Source organism: Anisomitus miae (SeqCode) (genome assembly GCF_054906395.1).
In genome coordinates this window covers 69316-94206 of record NZ_JBRACL010000005.1, presented here as the reverse complement: position 1 = coordinate 94206, position 24891 = coordinate 69316, and the positions used below count along the sequence as shown (strand labels likewise).

The following is a 24891-nucleotide window of genomic DNA, read 5'->3' as shown; positions in this document are numbered from 1 at the left end:
ATTTACTTTAAAAATCCTTGATAATGCCTAAGAATTAATTGAGATTCAAGCTGTCTCATAGTATCTACGGATGTTCCTATGAGTATCAAAAGCATTGTACCACCAAACTGCAGACCTTTGAATGGAGTAACTAAATCCATAAATATGGGAAATAAAGCTAGTATAGCTCCAAATACCCCACCTATTATAGAAATTCTATCAAGTATTTTCTCGATATATTTAGCAGTCTGTTCACCTGGTCTTATTCCAGGAATAAATCCAGCCGACTTATTCATATTTTCAGCCATCTCATCTGGTTTATATGTAACCTGAGTGTAAAACCATGTAAAAAATACTATCAAAATAGCAAACAATAAAATATACAATATTGAATTTATCCTAAACGGACTATACGTACCATTTACTAAAACCTTATTAATCCAAGAATCTTCAGTAAAGAAAGCCCCTATAGTAGCTGGAAATTGGAGTACAGAAGTAGCAAAAATTATGGCTATAACAGCAGACCCTGTTATACTAAAAGGTATATGTGCTTGATTATTCATACTTTTCCCTGACAACTGTTTACCAGCATATTGAACAGAAACTCTTCTTTCAGCTAAACTCATGTATATAGTCCAAACCAACATACCCAGTGCCACAATTAAAAATATTGCAATCTCTATTAGACCTACCTCTCCTGATTCATTTAATGCCTGTACTTGTGCAATCATTGTAGGAAATCTAGAAACTATATTTGCAAATATAAACAAAGAAACCCCATTCCCTATACCATGCAAACTTACCTGATCCCCTATCCATACTAAAAGAGTAGAAGCAGTTACTAAAGTCACTACTATAAATATTAAAGAAAACACAGATTGATTTTGTATAGCACCAACATTAGATATCAAAAGATAGCTTCCAAAAGATTGAATAAATGCCAACAATATAGATAAATATCTAGTAATATTTTGTAACTTTTTTCTACCCTCTTCACCTTCTTTAGATAACTGTTCAAACTTAGGTATAGACATAGAAAGTAACTGTACTATAATAGAAGCATTAATATAAGGCACAACCCCCAACGCAAATATACTAAACCTTTCTAGTGCCCCACCTGATATTAGATCATAAAATCCAAATAACCCTGTAGAAGTTATTTGTTTTAAACTTTCTGTGTTAACTCCAGGAATAGGTATGTAATTCCCCAATCTAAATATAAAAACTATAAATAGGGTAAATATTATCCTTTTTCTAAGTTCTCTAATTTTAAAGGCATTCCTTAAAATTCTGAACATTTAACTTAAATCACCTCTGCTTTTCCACCAACAGCCTCAATCTTTTCTTTAGCTGACTGTGAAAATTTAGAAACTTTAACAGTTAAACTCCTTTCCAAATTGCCCTTTGCAAGTATTTTTACACCATTTTTCAAATTTCCAACAATGCCTTTTTTAATCAATATTTGCTCTGTAATTTCTTCCCCATCATCAAATATATTAAGCCTATCTAAATTCAAAATAGCATATTCTTTCTTAAATAAATTTTTAAATCCACGTTTAGGAACACGTCTATATAAAGGCATTTGACCACCCTCAAATCCCAATCGTACTCCACCACCAGTTCTAGCTTTTTGTCCCTTCTCTCCTTTACCTGAGTTCCTTCCTAATCCTGATCCTGTACCCCTACCAATCCTCTTACGCTCCTTCTTACTACCAGGAGCCATTTTTAATTCATGTAACTTCACATTATTAACCTCCTTAAAGTTCAGTGACATCCAACAAAAACTTAACCCTGCTTACCATCCCCATTATAGAAGGACTAACTTCATGATCAACTACATTACCTATTTTTCTCAAACCCAATGAGTAAACGGTATTTTTTTGTTTGTCAGTCCTACCAATTAAACTACGCTTCAACCGAATTCTTATTTTACTCATATTAATTAATCCTCCTAACTTATAATCTCAGCAACACTCTTACCCCTAAGCTCAGCTATTTCACTTAGTGTCCTTAAAGATAGCAACGCTCGTATAGTAGATTCAACTACATTTTTAGGATTATTAGAACCTAAGGACTTGGCCGTAATATTCTTTATTCCAACCAATTCAAGAACACTTCTAACAGGTCCACCCGCTATTATTCCAGTACCCCTTTTAGCTGGCATTATTAAAACCTTAGCCTTACCAAATATACCTACAACTTCATGAGGTATAGTATCTTTAACTATAGGTACAAAAACTAAATTTTTTTTAGCTTCCTCAATGCCCTTCCTAATAGCATCTGGAACCTCAGTAGATTTTCCTGTCCCAACTCCAACCTGACCCTTACCATCTCCAACAACAACTAAAGTGCTAAACCTAAAATTCCTACCACCTTTAACCACCTTAGTAACTCTGTTTATAAAAACTACCTTTTCCTTTAAATCTGACATACCATTATTTTTCATATCCTATCCCTCCTTTATTATTAGAATTGTAATCCCTCTTCTCTCGCACCCTCAGCTAATTCAGATACTCTTCCGTGATACAAGTACCCACCTCTATCAAATACAACTTTATTAATCGAGTTTCTTAGAGCTTTTTTAGCCAATATCCTTCCAATTTCTCTAGACGCCAATTTATTGCTACCAACTCCATTAAATTCTCTATCTAAAGTAGATGCAGAAACCAAAGTATTTCCATTAACATCATCTATCAATTGAGCATATATATTTTTAGAACTTTTAAAAACACATAATCTAGGTACATCTACAGTTCCGGAAACTTTCTTTCTTATTTTAAGATGCCTCCTTTTCCTTTTCCTAGATTTATCAAACTTAAGTGCCATCTACACTTCATTTCCTTTCTTCATTAATATTTATTATTTTTTACCTGTTTTGCCTTCCTTCCGCCTTATAACTTCAGTAGAATATTTTATCCCCTTACCTTTATATGGCTCAGGTTTTCTCCATTGTCTAATTTTAGCTGCAATTTCACCAACCAGCTGCTTATCTATGCCTTTAACTACTATCTGAGTCTGATTTGGAACCTCATACGTAATACCTTCAACATTATCAATTTCAACATTATGAGAATACCCTAAATTTAAAATTATACTCTTCCCTTTTAATTGAGCTCTATATCCAACTCCATTTAACTCTAAAATCTTCTCATATCCTCGAGAAACACCTTCAACCATATTATAAATAAGTGCTCTAACTAATCCATGCATTTGCTTGTATCTTTTAGTTTCACTTTTCCTACTCACAACTATAGTGTTATTAACCTGAGTTATAACAACTTCATTGGGCATCTTTTTGGTCAATAATCCCTTACTTCCCTGTACAGTTACAACATTATCTGAATCAATCTTAACAACTACTCCATCAGGCAAAGTAACAGGCAATCTACCAACTCTAGACATAATAATACCTCCTACAAATCTATTGTTACCAAATATAACAAATTACCTCTCCACCTAGACCTAACTCTCTCGCCTTTCTATCAACCATAATTCCTTTAGATGTAGATATTATAGCTATTCCCAGTCCACTCAATACTCTTGGAACATTATCTTTTTTACAATATACTCTTAACCCAGGCTTAGAAATTCTCTTAAGTCCTGTTATAACTCTTTCGTTATTCTTACCGTATTTTAAATTAACCTTTATCATTGGTATAACACCATCACTATAATCTTCATATGACTTTATATAACCTTCATCTAACAATATTCTCAATACTTCTTTTTTAATTTTCGAAGTAGGCACTTCCAAAACTTCACGTTTTATCATGTTAGCATTTCTTATTCTCGTTAATAAATCTGCTATTGGATCCGTCATCACCATAATTTTAATACCTCCTCTCCATAATCCTACCAACTAGACTTGGTACATCCTGGAATTTGCCCTTTATAAGCTAACCCTCTAAAACAAATTCTACATATCCCAAATTTTCTTAACACAGCATGTGGTCTTCCACACAAATTACATCTAGTATAAACTCTCGTCTTAAATTTAGCTGGCTTTTTCCATTTTTCTACAATTGCCTTACGCGCCACAAATCTTACCTCCTTCTTAAATTAATTTGCAAAGGGCATTCCTAGAAATCTTAATAATTCTCTTGCCTCTGCATCATTATCAGTAGTTGTTACAAATACAACTTCTAATCCTCTTATTTTATCTATTTTATCATACTCTATTTCTGGAAAAATCAAATGTTCCCTTATTCCCAAAGTATAATTACCCCTACCATCAAAGCTTTTCTCAGGAACTCCTCTAAAATCCCTAACTCTAGGCAAAGCTATATTCAACAATTTATCCATGAAATCATACATTCTATTCTTTCTGAGAGTAACCTTACAACCTATTGGCATATTCTCTCTTAACTTAAAATTTGAAATAGACTTTTTCGCCTTACAAACTACCGGCTTTTGACCACATATAAGTGATAAGTCTTTAATAACGGAATCTAAAATCTTAGCATTATCCTTTGCCTCACCGACTCCCATATTTACAACAATTTTTTCCACCCTAGGTACCTGCATTCTATTTTTATACCCAAACTTTTCAATTAAACTGTTGACTATATCATTCGTATACCTATCTTTCAATCTAGACAATACTCACAGCTCCTTTTTAATTACATTCTCTTTTTGCAATGTCTACACACTCTTATCTTACTTCCATCTTCTAAAAATTCGTACTTTATCCTTGTTGTTCTTTTACAGTCTTCACAATAAAGCATAACTTTAGCTGCTTTAATAGCTGCCTCTACCCTTATTATTCCACCCTGCATATTATCCTTACTTGGTTTTTTATGTTTGGAAACAATATTGATCCCGCTGACTATCACACTATTTTTTTTCGGATTTACTTTAAGCACTTCTCCTATTTTATCTTTATCCTTTCCAGAAATAACTAAAACCTTATCATTTTTCCTAACATGCATACTATAAATAACCTCCAAATTACAAAACTTCTGGAGCCAAAGACAATATCTTCATACAATCTTTTTCTCTCAACTCTCTAGCAACTGGTCCAAAAATCCGTGTACCTCTTGGTTGACCATCATCCTTTAATATAACTACAGCATTATCATCAAATCTTATGTACGATCCATCAGTACGACCTAATCCCTTAACTGTTCTAACTATTATAGCCTTAACTACATCTCCTTTTTTCACAACTCCACCTGGTGATGCATTTTTTACACTAGCAACTATGATATCTCCGATGTTACCACTTTTTCTTCTAGAACCCCCCAAAACACGTATACACATTACCTCTTTAGCGCCAGTATTATCAGCAACTCTAAGTCTACTCAACTCCTGTATCATACATTTTCACCTCCCAATTTTATTTAGCACGCTCTAGTATCTCAACCAATCTCCATCTCTTTTGCTTGGATATGGGCCTAGTTTCCATTATCAAAACTTTATCATTAATATTAGCATCTTCATTCTCATCATGCACTTTAAACTTGTTAGTAACCTTGAGTACTTTACCATATAGAGGGTGATTCTTCTTTCCTTCAACAGCAACAACGATAGTTTTTTGCATCTTATCAGATACAACCACACCTACTCTAACTTTTCTAGAATTTCTTTCCACCATAAAACCTCCTTTATTTAATTACTTTAATCGCTTTATTTCCTCTTCTCTAATGACAGTTTTTATCTGCGCAATAGACTTCTTAACCTCACGTATTCTCATAGAATTTTCCAACTGCCCAATAGCCAATTGAAATCTCAAATTGAAAAGTTCTAACTTTAAGTCTAAAACCTTATTATTCATTTCACTAAGATCTAGATTCCTTATTTCATCTAATTCTTTAATTTTCATAATGCTTGTTCACCACTCATTTCATTAAAATCTTTTCTAGTTAAAAATTTCGTCTTTATGGGTAATTTATGTGAAGCTAACCTCATTGCCTCTCTAGCCAAATCTTCAGAAACTCCTGATAATTCAAACATTACTCTACCAGGTTTTACAACCGCAACAAAATACTCAGGTGCTCCTTTACCAGACCCCATACGTACTTCTGCCGGTTTTTTAGTAACGGATTTATGAGGAAAAATTTTTATGTGTAACTTACCGCCTCTTTTGATGTACCTATTTATCGCAATCCTAGCTGCCTCTATTTGATTACTGGTTATCCAATCACTCCCCATAGCAACCAGTGCATAATCACCATACGCAATCTTATTACCAGCTTTTGAGTTTCCCCTCATTCTTCCTTTTTGAATCCTACGATATTTAACTTTTTTAGGTATCAACATAATTCTATAAATTCCTCCTTTCCACGAACTCTAAACAACGTCTGAAACCTTTTTATTAGGAAATACCTCTCCCTTATATATCCATACCTTAACTCCTAATTTTCCATATGTAGTATCAGCCTCTGCAAATCCATAATCTATATCTGCTCTCAAAGTCTGCAAAGGTATAGTTCCCTCATGATAATGTTCAGTCCTAGCTATATCTGCTCCTCCTAATCTACCTGAAACACATGTTTTAATTCCTAATGCTTTCATTTTCATAGTCCTTTGCATAGCTTGCTTCATAGCTCTCCTAAACGAAACTCTTCTCTCAAGTTGTAAAGCTATATTCTCAGCAACTAACTGGGCATCCAAATCAACCGCTTTAACCTCTACAATATTCACAATTATTAAGCTATTACTTGAAATTATTTTTTGAACATCAGCTTTAACTATTTCTATACCTGCTCCACCTTTACCTATTATTACACCTGGCTTAACAGTATATATACTAATTTTAATTTTCTTAATACTTCGTTCTATATCTATTTTTGATATACCAGCTGAATAGTATTTTTTCTTCAAGAGTTTTCTTACTTTGAAATCTTCACTTAAAAAGCGAGAAAAATCTTTTTTATCAGCATACCATCTTGAAGACCAATCCTTAATTATGCCAATCCTTAAACCATGTGGATTAACTTTTTGACCCATACCTTCACAATACCTCCTTTATTTTACACTCTCTCCAACAATTAACGTGATGTGACTAGTCCTTTTATTAATTCTAAATGCCCTCCCTTGAGCTCTAGGCTGAAATCTCTTAAGTATAGGACCATTGTTCACATATGCCTCTTTCAAAATAAGATCACTACCACTAAGTCCATTATTATTTTCAGCATTAGCCACAGCAGACTTCAAAACTTTTTCTATAATCTTAGAAGCCCTCTTATCTACGCACATTAATATTGCATATACATCTTTAACTAGCTTACCTCTTATTAATTTTAGTACAATATTAACCTTTCTAGATGAAATTCTTACATACTTTGCAACGGCTCTAGTATCCAATTTTTTAAAACTCCTTTCTCTTTTATCTAATCTTAGACGTCCTTTGATCCGCATGACCTTTATACGTTCTAGTTAAAGCAAATTCACCTAATTTATGCCCAACCATATCTTCCGTTATGTACACAGGCACATGTTTTCTTCCATCATGAACTCCAATTGTATGACCTATCATTTCAGGAAATATAGTAGAACTTCTTGACCAAGTCCTTATAACTTTTTTCTCACCATTCCTATTCATCTCTATTACCTTATCTAGCAAAACTTTTTGAATAAATGGACCTTTCTTAGTTGATCTACCCAAGACTAATCCTCCTTTCTATACTTAACTTCTCTTCCTAATTATAAAATTATTTGAATATTTTTTATTTTTTCTAGTTTTATAACCTAACGTTGGAACACCCCAAGGTGATACTGGACCAGGCCTACCTATAGGGCTTTTCCCTTCGCCTCCACCATGAGGATGATCACAAGGATTCATGACTGATCCCCTAACTGTAGGTCTAATACCTTTGAATCGATTTCTTCCCGCTTTACCTATACTAATTATCGAATGAGATTCATTAGACAAAACACCTATAGTTGCTCTACATTCGCTCCTTATGTACCTCATTTCTCCACTTGGTAATCTCAATGTAGCATATCCACCATCTTTAGCCATAAGCTGTGCACACAATCCAGCAGATCTAACAATTTGACCACCTTTACCTGGTTTTATTTCTATATTATGGACCATAGTTCCAACTGGTATATTAGCTAAAGGTAAACAATTTCCAGGTTTTATATCAACATCAATACCAGAAGAAATTCTATCTCCAACTTTCATTCCACTAGGTGCAAGTATATATCTTTTATCTCCATCCATATAAAATATCAGTGATATAAATACGGATCTATTAGGATCATACTCAACTGTCTTCACGATCCCTATCACACCATCTTTATCCCTTTTAAAATCAATAATTCTATACTTTTTTTTATTTCCACCACCTCTATGCCTTACAGTTATCTTACCTTGCGAATTTCGCCCCCCACTTTTCCTCAAGCCATAAATTAAAGATTTTTCAGGCTTATAAGTTGTTATTTCCTCATAAGAATTAACAGTCATATTTCTTCGAGAAGGGGTCGTTGGATTTAATTTTTTTACTCCCAAAACTTTTTCCTCCTTTTATTTAAATCAATTACTGCATAGAATCAAAGAACTCTATCGCTTTACTACTTTCAGTAAGCTGAACTATAGCCTTCTTAAAATCAGCCCTCTTACCCTGACACATTCTGACTCTCTTTTTCTTCCCCAAATAATTCATTGTAAAAACTCTTTCCACATCAACATCAAATATCTTACAAATTGCGTTCCTTATCTGAATCTTATTGGCATTCTTGTGTACAATAAATGTATATTTTCTCTCACTCATAAGAGCCATACTCTTTTCTGTTATAATCGGCCTTACTATAATATCATAATCTGTTAATCTCACCTAGAATACACCTCCTCAAGTTTTCTTACTGCACCTTGAGTAATAACAAGCTTTTCATATCTTAGCAAATCATAAACATTTATATTGTTAACCGGTATAACCTTAACATCTTTTAAATTTGTACTAGATCTATAAACATTTCTATTAACATTCTCAGTAACTAATAAAAGTTTACTATCAATTTTTAAATTCTCTAAAACTTTAATCATATCTTTAGTTTTTGGAATTTCAAAAGAAATATCGTCTAAAATCAAAATCTGATTCTCTTTTACTTTGCTCGTTAAAACTGATCTGATAGCCACTCTCCTTAAAGATTTTGAAATACTTTTACGATAACTTCTTGGTTTAGGTGCAAAAACAACACCACCGTGTATCCATTGAGGAGATCTTATAGACCCTTGTCTTGCCCTACCTGTACCTTTCTGTCTCCATGGTTTCTTACCTCCACCTGAAACTTCAGATCTCGTTTTCGCAGATTGAGTGCCTTGTCTTTTATTTGAAAGTTGAGATACAACAACCTGATGCACCGCATATTCCTTTATCTCAACATCAAACAATTTTTTAGCTAACTCCAACTCACCAACTTTTTCACCGGTCACATTATGTACATCTATTTTCAGCATATAATTTTCCTCCTTTCAAAGCTTATTACACCTTAACACAGTCTCTAATTTGAACTATAGAATTATTTGGACCAGGTATACATCCTTTTATTAAAATAATATTCTTTTCTGCAATAACTTCAATAATTTCAAGGTTTTGTATAGTACACTTCCTACCACCCATTCTACCAGGCATCTTTTTATTTTTAAAAGTTCTAGAAGGATCAGATGAAGCACCCATTGAACCAACGGATCGATGAAATTTAGAACCATGTGACATAGGTCCCCTATGACCGTTCCACCTTTTAATAGTCCCTTGAAACCCCTTTCCTTTTGAAACACCTATAACATCCACTATTTCACCGGCTGAAAAAATATCAACTCCTATTTTAGATCCAACCTTATAAATAGAACAATCATCTAACCTAAACTCTTTCAAATATCTCTTGAATTCAATTCCCGCTTTGTTAAAATGTCCCTTCATAGGATTATTGATCGATTTATCTTTTATAAATCCATATCCAATCTGTACAGCCGCATATCCTTCTTTATCCACGGTTTTGATTTGAGCCACAAAATTAGGCTCAACAAGTATAACACTCACAGGTACCATATTACCATTTTTTATAAAAACTTGAGTCATACCTATCTTTTGACCAAGCAACGATTTTTTCATAAAAATTCCTCCTTTTATGAGCGGATTGAAAAATAGAACTTCAGTCAATCATAAAATAATACTTACAACTTCAATTCGATATCAACACCAGTTGGAATATCTAATCTCATAAGAGCATCTACGGTCTTAGGAGTAGGATCAACTATATCAATTAATCTTTTATGTGTTCTTATTTCAAACTGTTCTCTCGAATCTTTATATTTATGTGGAGATCTTAGTATAGTAATCTTCTCTTTCCTAGTTGGAAGAGGAATCGGACCACATACCCTAGCACCAGTACCGCTAGCAGTCTCGACTATTTTAAGTACTGCATTATCTAGCATAACATAATCAAAAGCCTTAAGTTTTATCCTTATTTTTTGTCTAGAACTCATAATGTCCCTCCTTATTTCAAAATAATATGCCATTCCTCAGTAATTAAACATATAACATCTTATCTCTTACTAATACATGCGTAGCCACCTAATTATACTACAAAGGAAAACACAACTCAATAATTATTTACACCGCACCTAAAGTAAAGAAGACTAGAATACCTAGTCTTAAAATATTAAGTAAACTTATTTAATTATTTTAGATACTACACCTGAACCAACTGTTCTTCCACCTTCTCTTATAGCGAACCTTAAACCTTCATCCATAGCTATAGGTGTTATCAACTCAACTTCCATATCTATATGATCTCCAGGCATTACCATCTCTTTACCTTCAGGTAACTTTATATTCCCCGTAACATCCGTAGTCCTAAAATAAAACTGTGGCCTATATCCATCAAAAAACGGCTTGTGTCTCCCTCCTTCTTCCTTCTTTAATACATACACCTGACCCACAAAATTTGTATGTGGATTAACCGTTCCTGGTTTAGCAAGCACTTGCCCTCTCTCTATATCTGTCCTCTGTATACCTCTCAATAATGCCCCAATATTATCCCCAGCCTGTGCTTCATCCAACAACTTCCTAAACATCTCTATCCCTGTTATAACTGTCTTACTCTTATCTTCCTTCAACCCTATTATCTCTACCTCTTCCTGCACTCTCAACACTCCAGTCTCAACTCTACCCGTCGCCACTGTCCCTCTACCTGTTATTGTAAACACATCCTCTACCGGCATCAAAAACGGTTTGTCTGTCGCCCTCTCAGGTGTAGGTATATAACTATCTACTGCATTCATTAAATCCATTATACATCCAATCGCTGCCTCATCAGTAGGATTCTCCAATGCCCTCAATGCCGAACCCTTTATTATCGGCGTATCATCACCAGGAAATTTATACTCATTTAATAAATCCCTTACTTCCATTTCCACTAACTCTAGTAACTCTTCATCGTCTACCATATCAGCTTTATTCAAAAAAACAACTATGTAATCCACTCCTACTCTTGACGCCAGCAATATATGCTCTCTAGTCTGTGGCATAGGCCCATCCGCTGCTGACACTACCAATATAGCTCCATCCATCTGTGCCGCACCCGTTATCATATTCTTAACATAATCAGCATGACCAGGACAATCTACATGCGCATAATGCCTATTATCTGTCTCATACTCAACATGCGCCGTATTTATCGTTATCCCTCTCTCCTTCTCCTCAGGTGCTTTATCTATCTCATCATACTTAAACGCTTCTGCATACCCCTTATTCGCCAAAACCGTCGTTATCGCTGCTGTTAATGTCGTCTTGCCATGATCTACATGCCCTATCGTCCCTATATTAACATGTGGCTTATTCCTCTCAAATCTCGCTTTAGACACTCTTCCTTCTCCTCCATCCCTTTATATCTATTTTATTATTTGCCTATTATTTGATCTTGAATATTTTTAGGAACTTCATCATAATGATCAAATTCCATGCTATAAGTTCCTCTACCTTGAGTTTTAGATCTTAAAACCGTAGCATATCCAAACATCTCAGACATTGGAACCTGTGACTTTATAACCTGTGCTCCAGCTCTAGATTCCATTCCTTCTATCCTCCCTCTACGAGAGTTCAAATCTCCTATTACGTCACCCATATATTCCTCAGGAACAGTTACCTCTACTTTCACAATTGGCTCCAATAAGACAGGATTTGCTTTAGACATACCACTCTTAAATGCCATTGAACCAGCAAATTCAAAAGCCATTTCAGATGAATCCACGTCATGGTATGACCCATCATGTAATCTCACCTTAAAATTTATAGTAGGATACCCTCCAATAACACCATTTAAAGCAGCATTCCTAATTCCATTATCAACTGCTGGTATGTATTCTTTAGGTATAACACCCCCAACTATAGCATTCTCAAACTCATAATCACCATCATAAGGTATGAGATCTATAACACAATGTCCATACTGACCTCTACCACCAGATTGCCTTATGTACTTTCCTTCGGCAGTAACTTGTTTCCTAATAGTTTCCTTATAAGCAACTTGAGGCTTACCAACATTGCACTCTACTTTAAATTCTCTTTGCAACCTATCAACTATAATCTCTAAATGCAACTCTCCCATCCCAGCAATTATTGTTTGATTAGTATCTTGATCCGTGTATGTCTTAAAGGTTGGATCCTCTTCTGCAAGCTTAGCCAAAGACAATCCCATTTTTTCTTGACTTGCTTTAGTTTTAGGCTCTATTGCAACGGATATAACAGGCTCTGGAAATTCCATACTTTCAAGTATTATTTTATTTACATCTTCACATAAAGTATCACCTGTTGTAGTATCCTTTAATCCAACAATAGCTCCAAGATCACCTGCTCTTAATTCCTCAACTTCCTGCCTATGATTAGCATGCATCTTCAAGAGACGACCTATTCGCTCTTTTCTACCTTTAGTCGAATTGTAAACATACGATCCACTCTTTAAAACACCTGAATAAACTCTCGTATACGCAAGCCTTCCAATAAATGGATCAGTTTGTATCTTAAACGCCAAAGCAGACATTGAAACATCATCAGAAGCATCTCTTGAACTAATATTACCTTCTATGTCAACTCCACTTACAGCATCTATATCAATAGGTGAAGGTAAATATTCAACTGCAGCATCTATCATCTCTTGTACACCCTTGTTTTTATAAGAAGAACCACATATAACTGGTATAATTTGAATATTTATTACTGCTTTCCTTAAAGCCAATTTCAATTCCTCTACACCTAATTCTTCACCTTCTAAGAATTTCATCATCAAATTCTCATCCGTCTCTGCTATAGCCTCAATCATAATTTCTCTGTACTTTGAAGCCTGCTCTCTATAATCTTCAGGTATATCTTCCCTAGATATCTCAGTACCTAGGTCATTCTTATAAATTATAGCTACATTTTCTATTAGATCTATCATACCTGTAAACTCCGATTCACTTCCAATAGGTATTTGAACTGGAATAGCATTAGCTCTTAATCTATCTTTTATAGAGTCCACACAACTATAAAAATTAGCCCCTACCGCATCCATCTTATTTACATAGACTATTCTTGGAACTTTGTATTTATCAGCTTGCCTCCAAACAGTTTCAGTTTGAGGCTCAACTCCACTCTTAGCATCTAATACAGTAACGGCACCATCTAAAACTCTCAAAGACCTTTCAACCTCAACAGTAAAGTCTACGTGACCAGGAGTATCTATAATATTTATGACATACCCCTTCCATTGGCAGGTAGTAGCAGCAGAAGTTATTGTTATACCTCTTTCTTGTTCCTGAACCATCCAATCCATAGTTGCTTGACCTTCATGCACTTCACCGATTCTATGAGTTTTACCTGTATAAAACAAAATTCTCTCAGTTGTTGTAGTTTTCCCAGCATCTATATGAGCCATTATTCCTATATTTCTAAATTTCTCTAAAGGAAACTCTCTAGCCATAATTCGCCTCCAATCAAATATAACTTTTTTTAGATTACATAAATAAAATGTAAGTATTAACAAAAACTGTTTCGATTATTACAACCAAAACAGCAACACCCTAAACTTACTAATACCTATAATGAGCAAATGCTTTATTAGCTTCAGCCATCTTATGAGTATCCTCTCTCTTCTTAACAGCAGCTCCCACATTATTAGAAGCATCTATAATTTCATTTGCTAATCTTTCCCTCATATATTTCTCATTCCTTTTCCTGGAAGCTATCAAAAGCCATCTTATTCCTAAAGTTTGCTTTCTATCCGATCTAACTTCTACCGGAACTTGATATGTAGCACCTCCAATTCTACGCGACTTGATTTCAAGAATTGGCATTATATTATTCATAGCACTCTCAAAAACTTCTAATGCGTTCTTAGATGTTCTTTCCTCGATTATCTCAAAAGCACCATAACATATTCTCTGGGCTACACCTTTTTTACCATCTTTCATTATATTATTTATAAGTTTCGTAACAATCAAACTGTTGTACACAGGATCTGGTAAAACCACTCTTTTTAAAACACTTTTTTTTCTTGGCAAACTACTTCCCTCCTCAAAACTTCAAATCTAATTCAACGGTACTCAACAAAATTGCTGTAAAAGCCAAAACCACTTATATGTAAATTTCGTCAACTATTTCTTAGCCTTCTTAGTCCCATACTTAGATCTCGCTTGTGCTTTATTCTGAACTCCTGACGAATCAAGTGCTCCTCTTATTATATGATACCTAACACCAGGTAAATCCTTAACTCTACCTCCCCTTATTAAAACAACGCTATGCTCCTGCAAATTATGCCCCTCTCCAGGAATATAAGCCGTAACTTCGTAACCATTGCTTAATCTAACTCTAGCAACTTTTCTTAAAGCTGAATTTGGCTTCTTGGGAGTCATAGTTTTTACCAATGTACAAACACCCCTAACTTGAGGACAAGACCTCATAGCTGGTGCATTCGATTTGCTAATTACTTTTTTTCGACCTTTCCTAACCAATTGATTAATAGTCGGCACTACAATCACCTCTTTTCTTAAACTTAACAGGGAAATTTAAATTAGTCAAACGAAAACCAACAAACAAAATTATAACTAAATAGACTAAAACCGATTAACTGGATCATTTTAACACTTTCACCAACTTGATGTCAACATATATTGACATCAAGTTGTACTATACTCTATACTTTCCTCATTTTCATCATATATAATTTTCATAGATCTATATTTTACCATACCAGTCCCTGCTGGTATTAGCTTTCCAATTATAACATTTTCCTTTAATCCTACAAGAGGATCTATCTTACCTTTTATTGCTGCATCAGTCAAAACCTTTGTGGTTTCTTGAAAGGATGCTGCAGATAAAAAAGACTCCGTCGCCAAAGATGCCTTAGTTATTCCCAATAAAACTCTTTCACACTCAGCTTCCTCGCCACCATTTTCTCTCACTTTTCTATTTTCATCATTAAAATAAGAAATATCAACTATGGAATTTGGTAAAATTTCTGTATCTCCTGGCTCCAATACTCTAACTTTTCTAGTCATTTGTTTTATGATAACTTCTAAGTGTTTATCATTTATATCAACACCCTGGAGTCTATAAACCTTCTGAACTTCTGCTAATAAATACTCCCTAACAGCGTCAATACCTCTTATCCTCAAAATATCTTGAGGATTTATAGAGCCTTCAGTAATAACCGAACCAGCTTCTATATAAATTCCATTTTCAACACTAAGTCTAGACCCAAATGGTATATCATACTCTCTTACATCTCCGCTATCAGAAACTATTCTAACAAATCTCTTCTTCTTACTGTTCTCAAGTTCAACCGTTCCACTTATCTCTGATACTATAGCTAAACCCTTTGGCTTACGTGCCTCAAAAAGCTCTTCAACTCTAGGCAATCCCTGAGTTATATCCGCACCGGCAACTCCTCCAGTATGAAACGTCCTCATCGTAAGTTGAGTACCTGGTTCACCAATAGATTGAGCAGCTATTATCCCAACTGATTCACCTATATTTATTTCTCTAGCTGTTGCCATGTTCATACCATAACATTTAGAACACACGCCTATCCTTGAGTCGCAAGTAAACACACTTCTTATCTTAACTTTCAATATCTTCTCATTGTGACTACGTAAAACATCCTCATTCAAATCATCAATTCTCTTAGCTATATCATTCGTTATATATTCACCCTCAGCTACTATGATCTCATCATTTACAGGATCAACTACATTTTGTGCAGCATATCTACCAATCAATCTTTCAGATAAACTTTCGACAATAGAATTATCATCCTTAATTTCAGATACATATATTCCTTCCCTAGTTCCACAGTCCTCACTCTTAACTATAACATCCTGACTAACATCTACCAATCTTCGTGTTAAATATCCTGAATCCGCTGTCTTAAGTGCGGTATCGGCATTTCCTTTCCTTGCTCCATGAGTTGAAGTGAAATATTCTAACACATCAAGCCCTTCTCTAAAGGAAGCCTTTATAGGCAACTCTATAATTTTACCTGATGGGTTGCTCATAAGTCCTCTCATTCCAGCAAGTTGCTTTATTTGACTTTTAGAACCCCTAGCTCCAGAATCTGCCATCATAGATATAGGATTAAACTTATCCATGCTATTCATGAGAACATCTGCAATTTTATCCGTAGTCTTATTCCATATATCTATTACCGAGCTATATCTTTCATCTTCCGTCATAAGACCACGTCTAAATTTCTTACTCACAAGCTCTATCTTCTCCTCTGATTCTTTTATTATACTTTCCTTTTCCTTCGGAACTATCATATCCGACGCAGCAACAGTTATAGCACCAATAGTTGAATAATGATAACCCTTAGTCTTTATTTGATCAAGCATAAATGCTGTTTCTGATGGTCCATGCTTTAAATAACATCTATCAACAATCTCTGTCAACTTACCTTTATTTACTAAAAAATCAACTTCAAGCTTAAATAGATTATCCTCTTCGCTTCTATCTACAAATCCCAAATCCTGAGGAATAGATTCATTAAATATAATCTTACCTACAGTAGTATCTATTAATCTACACTTTTTCTCTCCATTTATTTGCTTTGTTACTTTCAACTTTATCTTCTCATGAACATTGAGATGCCCAAGTTCGAAAGCCATAATGGCTTCTTCGCTACTTGAATAATGCTTAATGCTTCCAGTATCCAATTTAGGATTGGTCATGGTTAAATAATAAGATCCCAAAATCATATCTTGAGATGGAACACATACAGGTTTACCGTCCGAAGGTTTCAATATATTAACTGCCGCCAACATCAAAAACCTAGCTTCTGCTTGTGCTTCCATAGATAAAGGAACATGAACCGCCATTTGATCCCCATCAAAATCAGCGTTATATGCGGTACAAACCAGAGGATGCAATTTTATAGCTCTTCCCTCAACCAAAACAGGCTGAAAAGCCTGAATACCTAGTCTATGTAAAGTAGGTGCTCTATTAAGCAAAACTGGATGATCAGTAATGACTTCTTCTAAAATATCCCAAACCTGATTCATATTCTTTTCAACCATGCGTTTTGCAGCCTTTATATTATGTGCTATACCTGAATCTACCAACTTCTTCATTACAAAAGGTTTAAATAATTCCAATGCCATCTCTTTTGGAAGTCCACATTGATATAATCTAAGCTCTGGTCCCACGACAATAACAGATCTACCTGAATAATCAACTCTTTTCCCAAGAAGATTTTGCCTAAATCTACCCTGTTTACCTTTAAGCATATCGGATAAGGATTTTAAAGGCCTATTACCAGGACCTGTTACAGGTCTTCCCCTTCTTCCATTATCTATAAGAGCATCAACCGACTCCTGAAGCATCCTCTTCTCATTTCTTACAATTATATCTGGTGCTTTTAAATCTAACAGCTTCTTGAGTCTATTATTCCTGTTTATTACTCTTCTATACAAATCATTTAAATCCGATGTAGCAAACCTTCCTCCATCAAGCATTACCATCGGTCTAAGTTCAGGGGGGATAACCGGTATAACATCAATTATCATCCACTCTGGTCTATTATTGGATTTCCTAAAAGATTCTACGACTTCAAGTCTTCTAATAACCCTAGCTTTTTTTTGACCTGTACTAATTTTAAGCTCTTCCTTAAGCTTTATAGACAAATCATCTAAGTCCAAATCCAACAATAGTTTCTTAATAGCTTCAGCTCCCATACCAACTTCAAAAGACCCGTCTCCAAACTTTTCGCTATACTCTTTGTAATCTTTTTCAGATAATATTTGACCTTTTTGAAGTATTTTTATATCCTTAGGGTCCAAAACTACGTAGGAAGCAAAATACAATATTTTTTCGAGAACTCTTGTTTGCATCTCTAAAAGTAAAGCCATCTTAGATGGAGTACCTTTGAAATACCAAATGTGAGAAACAGATGCAGCCAATTCAATATGTCCCATTCTCTCTCTACGAACTTTAGATTTTGTAACTTCAACACCACATCTATCACATACTATACCCTTATATCTAACTCTTTTATATTTACCACAATGACATTCCCAATCCTTAGTAGGTCCAAATATTCTTTCACAAAACAAACCATCTCTTTCGGGCTTTAAAGTTCTATAATTTATGGTCTCAGGTTTTTTTACTTCCCCCCTAGACCACTCTCTAATCTGTTCAGGAGATGCTAATCCAATTCCAATAGCGTCAAAATTATTCAATTCAACCACTAGTAAATTCCCTCCTCTTATTCTTAATAGTCATCATCAGAAATAAAATCTTCCTCAACCATAATATCTTCCGAAAGCAACGAATCTACCATTAAATCATCATCATCCTCTTCATATTCCTCTTGATATTCAGTTTCTTCTACCTCAGATACCTCCTGCATATTATCCTCATACTTAATTGATTCATCAAAAGAAACATCTATATCTCCAATATCATCTTCTAAAGTTTCCTTTATTTCAATCTCTTCATATTTATTATTCAAAACTTTAACATTCAAGCAAAGAGCTTGCAATTCCTTAATAAGAACTTTAAAGGATTCTGGGACACCCGGTTCTGGTATATTTTCACCTTTTACTATAGCCTCATACGTTTTGACTCTTCCCACAATGTCATCGGACTTAACAGTCAATATTTCCTGTAACATGTGTGCAGCTCCATAAGCCTCTAGAGCCCACACTTCCATCTCTCCAAATCTCTGTCCACCAAACTGAGCTTTACCTCCGAGTGGTTGTTGAGTAACTAGCGAATACGGTCCTGTAGATCTTGCGTGAATTTTGTCATCAACCAAATGAGCAAGCTTCAATATATACATATATCCTACGGTAACAGGATTATCAAATGGCTCTCCAGTTCTTCCATCATACAGTGTCAATTTACCAGTACTACTAAATCCAACATCTTCTAAACATTTTTCTATTTCTTCCTTTGTAGCACCATCAAACACAGGAGTAGCTACATGCCAACCTCTAGCACTCGCAGCAAGACCTAAATGAACCTCTAACACCTGACCTATATTCATTCGGCTTGGAACTCCCAAAGGATTTAAACAAATTTGAAGAGGAGTACCATCTGGTAAGAAAGGCATATCCTCTTCCGGTAAAACCCTAGAAATTACTCCTTTATTACCATGTCTACCTGCCATTTTATCTCCAACAGATATTTTTCTTTTCTGAGCTATGTAACATCTTACTAATTGATTAACCCCTGGAGGTAGTTCATCACCATTCTCTCTCGTAAATATTTTTACATCCACGATTATTCCTTGTTCACCATGTGGAACTTTCAAAGACGTATCTCTAACTTCACGAGCCTTTTCTCCAAATATAGCCCTAAGGAGTCTCTCTTCTGCAGTAAGTTCAGTTTCTCCCTTAGGAGTAACCTTACCAACCAAAATATCTCCAGTCCTCACTTCAGCCCCGATTTTAATTATACCATTTGCATCTAAATCCTTTACAGCATCTTCACCAACATTAGGTATATCCTTAGTAATTTCTTCAGGACCCAACTTTGTATCTCTTGAATCGCATTCGTATTCTTCTATGTGAATGGAAGTGAACACATCATCCCTAACCAATTGTTCAGAAATTAACATGGCATCTTCATAATTATAACCTTCCCAAGTTATAAATCCTATTTTTACATTTTTACCTAAAGCTATCTCCCCTAAATCAGTAGAAGGTCCATCTGCTAAGACCTCTCCCTTTTCGACTAAATATCCCTTATCAACTATAGGTCTTTGATTTATACACGTACCTTGGTTAGATCTTTTAAATTTCAATAATTTATATGTATCTATTTGTCCATCCGAATGCCTTTTTACCCTTATTTCCTGAGAGCTTACATAACAAACTTCTCCACTCTCTCTCGCCTTGACTAAAACTCCTGAATCAATAGCTGCCTTATACTCTATTCCAGTACCAACTATAGGAGCACTAGCCTTAATAAGAGGCACCGCTTGTCTTTGCATATTCGAACCCATTAGTGCTCTGGTAGCATCATCGTTTTCCAAAAAAGGTATCATTGAAGTAGCAACAGAAACTATTTGCCTTGGAGATATATCTAAGTAATCAACCTGCTCAGACGAAACTAAAAGCATTCCATCTTTACTTCTAACAACAATTTTTGAATTAACAAACTCGTTATTTTCATCGATAAGTTCATTAGATTGTGCTATGAGATAATGATCTTCTTCATCTGCAGTCATGTAAATTATTTCGTTTGTTACCTTACACGTTGATTTATCGACCTTTCTATAAGGTGTTTCTATGAATCCGTAATTGTTGACTTTAGCATAAGTAGCAAGAGAATTTATAAGACCAATATTTGGTCCCTCTGGAGTTTCTATTGGACACATCCTACCATAATGAGAATTATGAACATCCCTAACTTCAAATCCTGCTCTTTCCCTCGATAATCCTCCTGGTCCTAAAGCAGATAACCTTCTTTTGTTGGTAAGCTCAGATAAAGGATTCGTCTGATCCATGAACTGAGACAATTGTGAGCTTCCAAAAAACTCCTTAACCGCTGCAGCAACTGGTCTAATATTAATCAAATTTTGTGGAGTTATCATCTCAGGTTCTATAGACATCATTCTCTCTTTTATATTTCTTTCCATTCTAGTTAAACCAACTCTGAATTGGTTTTGCAAAAGCTCACCTACAGATCTAAGTCTTCTATTTCCTAAATGATCAATATCATCCTCATATCCAATTCCACTATTTAACCCAATGATATAACTCATAGTCGAAAATATATCATCTACAGTTATATACTTTGGGATCAAATCCTGAATATTTTTTCTTATTCCCTCTTTTATTTCATCGTTTGTTGATGAACTGTCTAATATTGATCTCAAAACAGGATAGTAAACCAAATCAGAAATTTCAGTATCAGATATATCAAAATCAACAAAATTATTAATATTAACCCAATTATTCCCAACAACCTTAACACATTTATCGTCTACCAAAACATCTACCGAATTAATACCACAATCTTGTATTTTTTCAGATACTTCTCTCGTGATATAGTTTCCTTTTTCCACCAAAATTTCTCCAGTGATAGGATCAAAAATATCATTAAATGAAATATGATTAAATATTCTTCCACTTAGAGATAATTTTTTATTAAACTTATATCTCCCAACTTTTGACAAATCATACTTTTTAGTATCAAAAAAGTACTGATCTATCAAATTCTTAGCACTTTCAGCTGTTGCAGGCTCCGATGGTTTTAGTTTATCGTAAATCTTTATTAAGGCTTGCTCTTGATCCTCTGAATCATCTTTATTCAAAGTATTTTGTAGTCTTTCATCATCCCCAAAGTACTTCAAAATATCATTATCATTCGAAATCCCCAAAGCTTTCATGAGCCAAGTTATATATAACTTCTTTTGTTTATCAATTCTAACGTATAAAACCTCATTTGAATCAGTTTCATATTCGAGCCATGCACCTCGATTGGGTATTATACTAGCCGAGAACAATTTTCTTCCATTTTTATCAACTTCATAGTTATAATACACACCTGGAGATCTAACTAACTGACTAACTATCACACGTTCAGCACCATTTATAATAAATGTCCCTTGAGGGGTCATCCTTGGGAGATCACCCATAAAAACTTCTTGTTCTTTCAATTCACCTGTATCTAAATTTTGAAGACGTACTTTAACCTTAAGTGGAGCAGCATATGTAGCATCACGTTCTTTACATTCTTCTATATCATATTTTATAGAGGCAATATCCAGCTTAAAATCTATAAACTCCAAAATATGCTTACCATTAAAACTTTTTATAGGATTAATATCTTTAAAAACTTCCAATAATCCCTCTTCAAGAAACCATTCATACGAATTCAACTGAACTTCTATAAAATTTGGCATGTCAATGACATCTTTAATTTTACCAAAATTCATTCTAGTTCTTTGTCCTGATTTAATTGGATATATCATGAATTTCACTCCTTATTTCTAAGTAAAATCATGTAAATTTATTTTAAATTTTTAAAAACATAAATTTATATAAAATTAAAACTATTTAGATTTATAGGATAATTTCGTCTTAACACACGACCAATTTTAAGATAAATTTACAATAGAAGTTAACACATAAGCTTCAAATAAACACATTTATATGCATTATACCATACTACCATATATAAAAAAGTAAGTCAACAAAACAAATTTTACCTTTAAAATATAAAATGGAAAGGTATTAATCACATACTACCTTCCCATTTTAAGACTACTATTTTAAATCAACACTTGCTCCAACCTCAGAAAGCTGAGATTTAATTTTTTCTGCCTCATCCTTAGAAACACCTTCTTTTAATACCTTAGGTGCACCATCAACTATTTCTTTAGCCTCTTTGAGTCCAAGTCCACAAACTTCCTTCACTATTTTGACAACCTTTAATTTTTCAGACCCTACACTAGTTAACACTACATCAAATTCTGTCTTTTCTTCAACAGGAGAAGATCCTCCACCAGCAACCACAGCAACAGGAGCAGACGCACTAACACCAAACTCCTCTTCACACATTTTTACTAGATCATTCAACTCTAACACACTCATATTTTTTATAGCTTCAAGTATTTGTTCCTTATTCATATGTAACACATCCTCCTTAAATCCAAAATCTTATTATTTAAACTTTCATTATTTTTAATTTTACTCATTTTTCGACTCTTTTACAGCATTAACAACATAAACAAACTTTGAAAGTGGCGATCTAATACTTCCAAGTAATTTAGCCATAAGAACATCTTTCGAAGGTATACTAGCTAATTTTTTTATTTTATCATTATCATAAAACTCATTTCTAACAATTCCAATTTTTAAAGAAAGCTTCCTCGACTTTTCAGAAAAATCATTCAATATCTTAGCAGGCAAAACCACATCATTATATCCAAAAGCTATAGAAACAGCACCTTCCAAGTGATCCAATAAAAAATCATAACCCAACTTCTGAGCAACAATTTTTACTAATCTATTTTTATATACCTTATAATCTACACCAGCTTCTCTCATTAATTTTCTTAACTGAGTATCCTCTTCAACATCAATTCCCTGATAATTAGCTAAAACTATACATTGAGCTCTATCAAATTTATCTTCTATCTCTTTAACTTTTTCGACTTTATTCATTCTGTTTTTAGTCAATCTATTGCACCTCCTCCACAAAAAACAAATCTCTCTAAAATCAAAGAGAGAAATTCCAATAAAGTATTAAATAAATACGACTCACTGACAATTTCTCCTAAATAGGTGCTACCAAAATAAACTTACATGAATTTATCATACCTATTGTCTACGGATCAATTCAACTTCGAAATATTAATTTTTACACCAAGTCCCATTGTACTACAAACAGAAACACTTCTTAAATATTGCCCTTTAGATGAAGTTGGTTTAGATTTCATAATAGCGTCCATAACAGTATTAAAATTTTCAATCAACAAATCGGTACCAAACGACTTTTTTCCTATGGAAATATGTACTATAGCTGTTTTATCTATTCTATACTCAACTTTACCAGACTTAATCTCAGATACAGCTCTCGCAATATCAACAGTAACTGTACCAGATTTTGGATTAGGCATCAATCCTCTCGGACCCAATATTTTACCAATTCTACCAACGACTCCCATCATATCTGGGGTTGCAACAACCACATCAAAATCAAACCAGTTTTGATTTTGTATTTTGTTCACTAAATCTTCATCTCCAACATAATCAGCACCAGCAGAAACAGCCTCCTTAGCTTTATCACCTTTAGCGAAAACTAATATCCTAACCCTCTTACCTGTTCCATTCGGCAAAATCACCGTACCTCTTATTTGTTGATCTGCATGTCTAGGATCAACTCCCAATTTCACATGCAACTCTATAGTTTCATCAAAATTTGCTTTAGCAGTCTTTACCACTAGATCAAGGGCTTGAATCGGATCATAGTAACTACTCTTATCAATCAACTTACTACTTTCTAAATATTTCTTTCCCATTGTAAAATCTTACACCTCCTCACAAATAAAAATTACTCATCTACTTCAATACCCATACTCCTAGCTGTACCAATAACCATACTAATTGCACTTTCTAGATTAGCCGCATTAAGATCACTCATCTTCAGCTCAGCTATACCCCTAATTTTATCTAAACTCACTTTACCAACCTTAGACTTATTAGGTTCAGAAGATCCTTTTTCAATACCCAACGCTTTCATCAACAAAACAGCAGCAGGTGGAGTTTTCATAATAAAAGTAAATGACTTATCCTGATAAACAGAAATTACAACAGGTATAATTAATCCAACTTTATCAGAAGTCCTAGCATTAAATTCCTTACAAAACGACATTATATTAACACCATGCTGACCTAAAGCTGGACCAACAGGTGGTGCAGGCGTAGCCTTACCCGCAGGCAACTGCAGCTTTATCATAGCAACTACTTTCTTAGCCATAGAT

General features: G+C 34.3%; 32 protein-coding genes. All 32 read right to left on the bottom strand.

What is annotated here, in order from left to right:
* Positions 1-2: 2 nt before the first annotated feature.
* The 32 genes from secY to rplK all read right to left on the bottom strand — a co-directional run bounded on the left by secY (position 3) and on the right by rplK (position 24887).
* Positions 3-1277 carry a preprotein translocase subunit SecY gene (gene secY / locus AALI31_RS02330; RefSeq protein WP_489884916.1) on the bottom strand — a complete coding sequence of 425 codons (1275 nt, stop codon included), beginning with the start codon at positions 1275-1277 and terminating at the stop codon, positions 3-5.
* Between the two features lie 5 nt (positions 1278-1282).
* On the bottom strand, positions 1283-1723 hold the full coding sequence (gene rplO, locus AALI31_RS02325; RefSeq protein ID WP_489884915.1) for a 50S ribosomal protein L15: 441 nt from the start codon (positions 1721-1723) through the stop codon (positions 1283-1285).
* A 13-nt stretch (positions 1724-1736) separates the two neighbouring features.
* Positions 1737-1916, bottom strand: coding sequence for a 50S ribosomal protein L30 (rpmD, locus tag AALI31_RS02320; RefSeq protein WP_489884914.1), 180 nt, complete (start codon positions 1914-1916; stop codon positions 1737-1739).
* Between the two features lie 14 nt (positions 1917-1930).
* On the bottom strand, positions 1931-2425 hold the full coding sequence (gene rpsE / locus AALI31_RS02315) for a 30S ribosomal protein S5 (protein ID WP_489884913.1): 495 nt from the start codon (positions 2423-2425) through the stop codon (positions 1931-1933).
* A gap of 20 nt (positions 2426-2445) precedes the next feature.
* Positions 2446-2805, bottom strand: coding sequence for a 50S ribosomal protein L18 (gene rplR, locus AALI31_RS02310; protein ID WP_489884912.1), 360 nt, complete (start codon positions 2803-2805; stop codon positions 2446-2448).
* A 33-nt stretch (positions 2806-2838) separates the two neighbouring features.
* On the bottom strand, positions 2839-3381 hold the full coding sequence (gene rplF / locus AALI31_RS02305; RefSeq protein WP_489884911.1) for a 50S ribosomal protein L6: 543 nt from the start codon (positions 3379-3381) through the stop codon (positions 2839-2841).
* Positions 3382-3406: 25 nt separating this feature from the next.
* A complete protein-coding gene (rpsH, locus tag AALI31_RS02300; RefSeq protein ID WP_489884910.1) occupies positions 3407-3805 on the bottom strand; it encodes a 30S ribosomal protein S8 in 399 nt (132 codons plus the stop codon).
* A gap of 26 nt (positions 3806-3831) precedes the next feature.
* Positions 3832-4017, bottom strand: a complete 186-nt coding sequence (locus tag AALI31_RS02295; RefSeq protein WP_489884909.1) for a type Z 30S ribosomal protein S14 — start codon at positions 4015-4017, stop codon at positions 3832-3834.
* 21 nt (positions 4018-4038) lie between these two features.
* Positions 4039-4578, bottom strand: coding sequence for a 50S ribosomal protein L5 (rplE, locus tag AALI31_RS02290; RefSeq protein WP_489884908.1), 540 nt, complete (start codon positions 4576-4578; stop codon positions 4039-4041).
* Positions 4579-4598: 20 nt separating this feature from the next.
* Positions 4599-4907, bottom strand: coding sequence for a 50S ribosomal protein L24 (gene rplX / locus AALI31_RS02285; RefSeq protein ID WP_489884907.1), 309 nt, complete (start codon positions 4905-4907; stop codon positions 4599-4601).
* 19 nt (positions 4908-4926) lie between these two features.
* On the bottom strand, positions 4927-5295 hold the full coding sequence (rplN, locus tag AALI31_RS02280) for a 50S ribosomal protein L14 (protein ID WP_489884906.1): 369 nt from the start codon (positions 5293-5295) through the stop codon (positions 4927-4929).
* Between the two features lie 19 nt (positions 5296-5314).
* On the bottom strand, positions 5315-5569 hold the full coding sequence (rpsQ, locus tag AALI31_RS02275) for a 30S ribosomal protein S17 (RefSeq protein ID WP_489884975.1): 255 nt from the start codon (positions 5567-5569) through the stop codon (positions 5315-5317).
* Positions 5570-5590: 21 nt separating this feature from the next.
* On the bottom strand, positions 5591-5800 hold the full coding sequence (gene rpmC / locus AALI31_RS02270; protein ID WP_489884905.1) for a 50S ribosomal protein L29: 210 nt from the start codon (positions 5798-5800) through the stop codon (positions 5591-5593).
* Positions 5797-6237: a 50S ribosomal protein L16 gene (gene rplP, locus AALI31_RS02265; RefSeq protein ID WP_489884904.1), complete on the bottom strand. Its 441-nt coding sequence runs from the start codon at positions 6235-6237 to the stop codon at positions 5797-5799. Before rplP ends, rpmC begins: the two co-directional genes overlap by 4 nt.
* 30 nt (positions 6238-6267) lie before the next feature.
* Positions 6268-6927, bottom strand: coding sequence for a 30S ribosomal protein S3 (gene rpsC, locus AALI31_RS02260; protein ID WP_489884903.1), 660 nt, complete (start codon positions 6925-6927; stop codon positions 6268-6270).
* Between the two features lie 18 nt (positions 6928-6945).
* On the bottom strand, positions 6946-7284 hold the full coding sequence (gene rplV / locus AALI31_RS02255) for a 50S ribosomal protein L22 (RefSeq protein ID WP_489884974.1): 339 nt from the start codon (positions 7282-7284) through the stop codon (positions 6946-6948).
* Positions 7285-7306: 22 nt separating this feature from the next.
* A complete protein-coding gene (gene rpsS / locus AALI31_RS02250; protein ID WP_489884902.1) occupies positions 7307-7585 on the bottom strand; it encodes a 30S ribosomal protein S19 in 279 nt (92 codons plus the stop codon).
* 21 nt (positions 7586-7606) lie between these two features.
* Entirely contained in the window at positions 7607-8434 is an 828-nt protein-coding gene (gene rplB / locus AALI31_RS02245) for a 50S ribosomal protein L2 (RefSeq protein ID WP_489884901.1), read from the bottom strand.
* A 28-nt stretch (positions 8435-8462) separates the two neighbouring features.
* Entirely contained in the window at positions 8463-8759 is a 297-nt protein-coding gene (gene rplW / locus AALI31_RS02240) for a 50S ribosomal protein L23 (RefSeq protein WP_489884900.1), read from the bottom strand.
* Entirely contained in the window at positions 8756-9382 is a 627-nt protein-coding gene (gene rplD, locus AALI31_RS02235; protein ID WP_489884899.1) for a 50S ribosomal protein L4, read from the bottom strand. The genes rplW and rplD overlap by 4 nt, the downstream gene beginning before the upstream one ends.
* 25 nt (positions 9383-9407) lie before the next feature.
* A complete protein-coding gene (rplC, locus tag AALI31_RS02230; RefSeq protein WP_489884898.1) occupies positions 9408-10037 on the bottom strand; it encodes a 50S ribosomal protein L3 in 630 nt (209 codons plus the stop codon).
* A gap of 62 nt (positions 10038-10099) precedes the next feature.
* Positions 10100-10411: a 30S ribosomal protein S10 gene (gene rpsJ, locus AALI31_RS02225; RefSeq protein ID WP_489884897.1), complete on the bottom strand. Its 312-nt coding sequence runs from the start codon at positions 10409-10411 to the stop codon at positions 10100-10102.
* Positions 10412-10597: 186 nt separating this feature from the next.
* On the bottom strand, positions 10598-11791 hold the full coding sequence (tuf, locus tag AALI31_RS02220; RefSeq protein WP_489884884.1) for an elongation factor Tu: 1194 nt from the start codon (positions 11789-11791) through the stop codon (positions 10598-10600).
* Between the two features lie 35 nt (positions 11792-11826).
* Positions 11827-13884 (bottom strand): elongation factor G, encoded by a 2058-nt coding sequence (gene fusA, locus AALI31_RS02215; RefSeq protein ID WP_489884896.1) that lies wholly within the window; start codon positions 13882-13884, stop codon positions 11827-11829.
* 109 nt (positions 13885-13993) lie between these two features.
* On the bottom strand, positions 13994-14464 hold the full coding sequence (rpsG, locus tag AALI31_RS02210; protein ID WP_489884895.1) for a 30S ribosomal protein S7: 471 nt from the start codon (positions 14462-14464) through the stop codon (positions 13994-13996).
* Positions 14465-14557: 93 nt separating this feature from the next.
* The gene (gene rpsL / locus AALI31_RS02205) at positions 14558-14932 is read right to left on the bottom strand and encodes a 30S ribosomal protein S12 (protein WP_489884894.1); all 375 of its coding nucleotides are present in this window, start codon (positions 14930-14932) and stop codon (positions 14558-14560) included.
* Positions 14933-15079: 147 nt separating this feature from the next.
* On the bottom strand, positions 15080-18643 hold the full coding sequence (gene rpoC / locus AALI31_RS02200) for a DNA-directed RNA polymerase subunit beta' (RefSeq protein WP_489884893.1): 3564 nt from the start codon (positions 18641-18643) through the stop codon (positions 15080-15082).
* Between the two features lie 23 nt (positions 18644-18666).
* The gene (gene rpoB, locus AALI31_RS02195) at positions 18667-22377 is read right to left on the bottom strand and encodes a DNA-directed RNA polymerase subunit beta (RefSeq protein WP_489884892.1); all 3711 of its coding nucleotides are present in this window, start codon (positions 22375-22377) and stop codon (positions 18667-18669) included.
* Between the two features lie 295 nt (positions 22378-22672).
* Positions 22673-23035, bottom strand: a complete 363-nt coding sequence (rplL, locus tag AALI31_RS02190) for a 50S ribosomal protein L7/L12 (protein ID WP_489884891.1) — start codon at positions 23033-23035, stop codon at positions 22673-22675.
* Between the two features lie 60 nt (positions 23036-23095).
* Entirely contained in the window at positions 23096-23587 is a 492-nt protein-coding gene (rplJ, locus tag AALI31_RS02185; RefSeq protein ID WP_489884890.1) for a 50S ribosomal protein L10, read from the bottom strand.
* Positions 23588-23742: 155 nt separating this feature from the next.
* A complete protein-coding gene (gene rplA, locus AALI31_RS02180; RefSeq protein ID WP_489884889.1) occupies positions 23743-24429 on the bottom strand; it encodes a 50S ribosomal protein L1 in 687 nt (228 codons plus the stop codon).
* 32 nt (positions 24430-24461) lie between these two features.
* Positions 24462-24887, bottom strand: a complete 426-nt coding sequence (gene rplK, locus AALI31_RS02175) for a 50S ribosomal protein L11 (RefSeq protein ID WP_489884888.1) — start codon at positions 24885-24887, stop codon at positions 24462-24464.
* Positions 24888-24891: the final 4 nt, after the last annotated feature.